Below are 5,701 nucleotides of genomic sequence, written 5' to 3'. Positions count from 1 at the left end.
GATGAGCTCTGCTGCAGATCCTGGGCAGTTGGCAGAGCACCGATTAGAGTTTGATATTCTTGATAACGGCGATATAAAGTTTGCCTTTTCTTCTGGAAATGTCGCAAGGTTCGAAATAGAGGAAATTCGTTTTGTTGATGCGCCGGGCCTGCCTTCACTTGTAACAGATCCGAGTATAGGGGGCTTCTTTATTGACTACGAGATTGATGGCTCTATCTTGGTGCACAACAGAGGTAATACAAGACACGGTGCTAACAATGTTTTGGGTGGGTTGTATGATATTGATTTTACCGTCGAAAATGGGCGCTTAGGATATCGCACTAATGGCAATGAGTTTTTCTTGGATGGTTTAAGTTTGGATGTCGAATCTTTGGGTACGGTGTTTGGGGTGACCGAGGCAGGACAGCTTAACTTATCAATGCCTAACCTAAAGGCAGAGCTAAGTGTAGATGCCATTAGGTATAGTAATAACGCGTTAAATCACGGGGTAACTAATGATGTTACGTCGGGCGCGCCTTTAGCAAGTTACGGTAGCTTGTGGATTAATATGGATGTTAATTCTGATTTGTTAATTGCCGCGGGCGGCGCTGATGGTCTTACAGGAATGACGATCAATTCATCGAACCAGTTTAATCGCTTGGATGTAGCGTGGGGTGATGATACTGACTGGGCAGATACAGGTTACTGGGTAGGTGCTTTGGGTATTACCGGGTCAACAGATTTGGTCAACATGACGCTAGATATTTTGGATGATGAGGATTCAGGTGACGCTTATCATGGTGTGGGCTTGGCTTTAGCCTTTGAACAGTTAGCGATAGATCTGCATGTTCAGGATTTTGTTTTGGGTGAAACTAAAACAAATATTGATCAATATGTCGCGGGTAACCCTGTTCAATTAAAGTCACTAGGTTCTTTCGATATTGCTTTGACCTACGCCGACTCCGTTTGGGGTGGTGTTAGTCGAACCAACAAAATCTTGGTTCAAGCTGGCGGTAATACAGAGGCTGGCAATCAAGGTTTACGTCTTGATACTCAATTAAGTATCGCTGGTGACACAAATCAATCTAACTTTGTATACACCGATGATGGTTATTCTTTGATGTTGAGTTCTCTTTCTGCTTATGTTGATGGAGATATCACTATCGATATTACTGCAGACTTGCCAAATGATGACGTGTTTTTTGATGGTCTAAGGCTTGGTTTTGAAGATCTTGCTTTTGGCTATCAAATTGAGGGAGTGCGGGTTGCTGAGAGTACCGGGGATAAAGAGGATTTAAAGAATGAGAAGCTTGGGTCTGCACAGGGAGTGCAGGGGCTTCCTGGTTTGTTAGGTTCACCTTCTTTGGAAGGAACGCTTAATGGCCATATTACACTTGGGGCTGGTGGGCGAGAAGGCAGCGAAGGAATTACAGTAAATTCCGATATATCAATTAGTGATGGCATTATGGGTTCCTATTTAGAGGCTGACGGGACTGGGAATGGAATCTGGTTAAGTGGGCTGAATTATGATGTGCACTTGCGTGACATGATGTTAGATGTCACAAGTGACGGATTAAAGATTTATGAAGGTGAAAGTTGGAGTCGGTTGGATGTTACAGACTTTAAAATAGGTGAACGCACTGCTGACGCTAGCTTTGGCGGGCTTGTAGTAGAGAGTTATCATGCTGGTTCTGAGACCTTGATATCAACTGGTGGTGCTGGAGATGTTTGTATTGGTGGTGTCGGAGCTAGCCAGGGTGATTGTATTGCTGATAACGGGCGCTGGGAAAATCGTGGGGACCAGGGCTTAACAATAACATCTAAACGGCACTTTAAGTCGAAGATTGATTCTGAAGGAAAGAGAAATCGCTTAACTTGGCATGTCGGGCGCGATGGCGAGGGTACTGGTTCGCCCGATAAGGGAACGGGTCTAAAGTTAATATTTGATAATTATACGACCAATGACGGGAACAATTTGTCTGACGATTTTGGGATTCAGACAGAATACAACATGGATATTGCTCGCGCTCCGGTTATTAAGAAGTCGACAGGCTTCGATAGTAATAATATCTACGGTGAAGAGGGTTGGGAAAAGGTTATGTTGCCTGATGGCTCCTATGAGTACAAGGCTCCTTCAGATATGACTGCTGCAGATATTGCAAATAGACCGGTAGGTGTTGCGATGAGAACAAATACGCAGTTCAAAGAGCTTGATTTTGAAAGAGTTAATCTCAGCCACTCTGTCGGTGGTGAGTCAACGCTGCTATACGGAATGAAGCTACAGAACTTTAATATCACAACTGATATTACTGCTACGCCAATAGATTAAAGCTGGCGCTTACATTTTCTTGCCTTAATAAGGATGGCATTGCGATAATGCTTTCGAAGTCGCTATAATCGCGGCTTCATTTCTTTTTGGTTTCCCTTATGGAACTCCGTTCTATTTTAAATCTCTTGTCGGATGGTGAATTCCATTCAGGGTCGGACCTTGGTCGTACTTTGGGTGTAAGCCGAACTGCAGTGTGGAAAGCGTTAGGTCAATTGGAGGAGTTGCGTTTACCCTTGGAGTCAGTAAAAGGGCGCGGCTATCGTTTGTTGCGACCGCTTGATCTATTGTGTGGTAAATCTATTCAGTCGTATATGGCAGCTCAAGCTGTCGAAAATATCTCTATTGAGGTGCTTTTAAGTACCGATTCAACAAATACTCACTTATTGGAAAAGCAACTCGAAGGAAATTTATACGAGAGTTGCTTGGCAGAATATCAGACGGCCGGAAAAGGTCGTCGTGGCCGAAAATGGGTTAGCCCTTTTGCGAGAAATATTTATCTTAGTATTGCTTTTAATCTTGATGGTGGGGCAGAAGCTCTATCGGGGCTAAGTTTGGTGGTTGGTTTGTCTGTTGTGAAGACGCTAGCATCACTTGGTGTTAGTGGCGTTGAGTTAAAGTGGCCGAATGATGTTTGGTTAAGTGGAAGAAAGTTAGCAGGTATTTTGGTTGAGTTGCATGGAGAGGCGACAACGAGTTGGCGGGTTGTGGTTGGTCTGGGTTTGAATGTTGATATGAAGCCTGAGGATGCGGAAGTGATTGAGCAGGCTTGGTCAGCTTTGTCCGAAGTATCGGATATTGGTCGGAATGAGCTAGCTGGCAACTTATTGAGTGGTTTGTATTGTGACTTAGAGCGTTTTAAGTTGGGTGGCTTTAAGGATTTTTTGTCGGATTGGAACAAATTTGATGCTTTAGCGGGTAAAGTGGTTGAAATCAACAGTGGTGCAATAGTTGGTATTGCGCGAGGAGTTGACTTATCTGGCGCGCTCTTATTAGAGGTTGATGGAGCACTATCTGCGGTTAACGCAGGTGAGGTGTCGGTGAGGTTAGGCTGATGCTTCTATTAGATTGCGGCAACACACGGATCAAGTGGTGTTTAGCTGAAAATAATAAAATCATAAGGTCGGGAGAGGAGTTGTTGTCGGCGCTTGATCCTGCTTTGCTGGCAGCAGAGTTGGGTGGCATGTCATTTAATAGGGTGCTGGTAGCATCTGTTAGGGTGTCTGAAGTACTAGATAGTCTGCTTGACGCGCTCCAGCGTATGGTGGATGTTAAGATTTATGCGATTTCTCATGATGATATGAGCGGGCAGCAATTTGCTTACGATGAGGTGAAAAGGTTGGGGGTTGATCGCTGCCTGGTAATATCAGCCGTGCGCGATCTGTATCAAGGCGCTTGTATGGTAATCGATAGCGGTAGTGCCTTGACGGCCGACTTGATTGACGGAGATGGACGGCATATTGGTGGCTATATTTTTCCAGGTTGCAAAATGTTGCAGGATTCGCTTGTGGCGGGGACATCGAAAATTGTATTAGATGATGATGTGCAGTGTGGATTATCTCCAGGCAGGAATACTGAGCAGTGTGTTGTTAATGGTGTTCATATTATGGTGAGTCAAACTATAAGCTACTTAGAGTCACAGTGTCAGGGCTATGGTATTAACAAGGTAATACTTACGGGTGGTGATGCTAAATATATCGCCGGATTTATCGTGGGGGCTTACGAATTGAGGCCTGTATTGGTCTTTGAGGGGATGGCTGGGCTGTTCGGATCTAGGCTTGAGGGGGAGCTACACTAATGAAGTGGGTGTTTATAGCGTTATTGGTTGTGAATGTAGGTCTGGTTGCTTTTCAGTGGGTGAAGCATCGAGAGCAGGGTGTGAGTCCAGAATTTCAGGAAAATAAGGCAGTAAAACGTATAGTATTGTTGTCGGATATTTCATCGTCGGGTGGCGATAAACAGGCAATAGCGAGGCGTTGTGAGTTGCTGGGGCCTTTTGATAATAGGGCTGAGTTGGAATTGGAAAAAAAGAGAGTGCTTCCGGGGACTGGTGAGGTTCAGATTGTAGGTCAAACTCTTGATAAGGCGCCCTCTTATTGGGTGTATATCGCGAAGAAAGATGTTGTTGAAGATCTAGAGCAAAGATTGCTTGAGATTAAGGTCGACACGTATAAGATTTCTTCAGGAGAATTAAGTGGGGCTTATTCTTTAGGGGTGTTTGAAAATATAGATTTGGCGCGCGGGTTAGCAAAAAAAGTAAAGAAAAGTGGTATGGCGCCAAGCATTTTCGAGAAAAAGAAGTCTGAAACGAGTTTTTGGTTGGAGTACGGGCTTGATTATGCTGCTGAAAACCAAGAGAAAATAGACGAAATTGCTGCATTGTTATCAACAGGTGCAAAGAAGAGAGAAATTTTTTGCAAAAGTGTTGCATCTGAAAAATAGTTCACTTAGTATAGCGGCCTCTCGAAATGAGGGTGTGCAGCTGGTGTAGCTCAGTCGGTAGAGCAACGCACTTGTAATGCGTAGGTCGGGGGTTCGATTCCGTCCACCAGCTCCATTTTGTTTTGAGTTCTTTAGAGTCTTTACGATTCTAGCTGGAGGGGTTCCCGAGTGGCCAAAGGGATCAGACTGTAAATCTGACGCGTAAGCTTCGGTGGTTCGAATCCACCCCCCTCCACCAGTTTTATGTGGCGGGCATCGTATAATGGCTATTACCTCAGCCTTCCAAGCTGATGATGCGGGTTCGATTCCCGCTGCCCGCTCCAAGTAATAAATTCGTTGCTCATATAGCTCAGTCGGTAGAGCGCCACCTTGGTAAGGTGGAGGTCACCGGTTCAATTCCGGTTATGAGCTCCATGAGTGTTATTGCTTGGTTTTATTGAATTTAAGTTGTGTGTGGTCAATGCTGGTTCTAGCTGGCCGAGACGCAGTGTCCGCAATCGAGCTATATTTTTTGAGGAGATGTTCGGATGGCAAAAGAAAAATTTGAACGTAATAAACCACACGTCAACGTAGGTACTATTGGTCACGTTGATCACGGTAAAACAACTTTGACTGCAGCGTTAACGCGTGTATGTGCAGAAGTATTCGGTGGTGAGAAGGTTGACTTCGCAAACATCGATAACGCACCAGAAGAAAGAGAACGTGGTATCACTATCGCGACGTCTCACGTTGAGTATGATTCAACTGATCGTCACTACGCTCACGTTGACTGCCCAGGGCACGCCGATTATGTTAAGAACATGATCACAGGTGCTGCTCAGATGGATGGTGCTATCTTGGTTTGTGGTGCGACTGATGGTCCTATGCCTCAGACTCGTGAGCACATCCTTTTGTCTCGTCAGGTAGGTGTACCTTACATTGTAGTATTCTTGAACAAGGCTGACTTGTTGGCTG

5 protein-coding genes and 4 tRNA genes are annotated in these 5,701 nt (G+C 44.9%); all 9 read left to right on the top strand.

Annotated features, from left to right (window positions below; translation table 11 throughout):
* The coding region (locus A3756_RS27675) for a hypothetical protein (RefSeq protein ID WP_068553514.1) at window positions 1–2,308 on the top strand (2,308 nt) is incomplete at its 5' end.
* A gap of 98 nt (window positions 2,309–2,406) precedes the next feature.
* Entirely contained in the window at window positions 2,407–3,360 is a 954-nt protein-coding gene (birA, locus tag A3756_RS11275) for a bifunctional biotin--[acetyl-CoA-carboxylase] ligase/biotin operon repressor BirA (protein ID WP_068553513.1), read from the top strand.
* Window positions 3,360–4,103: a type III pantothenate kinase gene (locus A3756_RS11270; protein ID WP_068553512.1), complete on the top strand. Its 744-nt coding sequence runs from the start codon at window positions 3,360–3,362 to the stop codon at window positions 4,101–4,103. Before birA ends, A3756_RS11270 begins: the two co-directional genes overlap by 1 nt.
* Complete coding sequence (locus A3756_RS11265; RefSeq protein WP_068553511.1) at window positions 4,103–4,747, top strand: hypothetical protein; 645 nt, start codon at window positions 4,103–4,105, stop codon at window positions 4,745–4,747. The genes A3756_RS11270 and A3756_RS11265 overlap by 1 nt, the downstream gene beginning before the upstream one ends.
* Before the next feature lie 39 nt (window positions 4,748–4,786).
* A tRNA-Thr gene (locus A3756_RS11260) sits at window positions 4,787–4,862 on the top strand.
* A 39-nt stretch (window positions 4,863–4,901) separates the two neighbouring features.
* A tRNA-Tyr gene (locus A3756_RS11255) sits at window positions 4,902–4,985 on the top strand.
* Between the two features lie 10 nt (window positions 4,986–4,995).
* Window positions 4,996–5,070 (top strand) — tRNA-Gly (locus tag A3756_RS11250).
* A 15-nt stretch (window positions 5,071–5,085) separates the two neighbouring features.
* A tRNA-Thr gene (locus tag A3756_RS11245) sits at window positions 5,086–5,161 on the top strand.
* 113 nt (window positions 5,162–5,274) lie between these two features.
* The coding region (locus A3756_RS11240) for a GTP-binding protein (protein WP_156490421.1) at window positions 5,275–5,701 on the top strand (427 nt) is incomplete at its 3' end.

The organism is Oleiphilus sp. HI0086, from assembly GCF_001635225.1.
The sequence above is the reverse complement of the archived record's forward strand: the minus strand, read 5'-3'. Positions and strand labels throughout refer to the sequence as shown.

What these genes read in the sequence shown, in the direction of transcription:
- A3756_RS11265 (WP_068553511.1), top strand. Translation starts at nt 4,103, where the DNA reads ATGAAGTGGGTGTTTATAGCGTTATTGGTTGTGAATGTAGGTCTGGTT.
- A3756_RS11270 (WP_068553512.1), top strand. Translation starts at nt 3,360, where the DNA reads ATGCTTCTATTAGATTGCGGCAACACACGGATCAAGTGGTGTTTAGCT.
- birA (WP_068553513.1), top strand. Translation starts at nt 2,407, where the DNA reads ATGGAACTCCGTTCTATTTTAAATCTCTTGTCGGATGGTGAATTCCAT.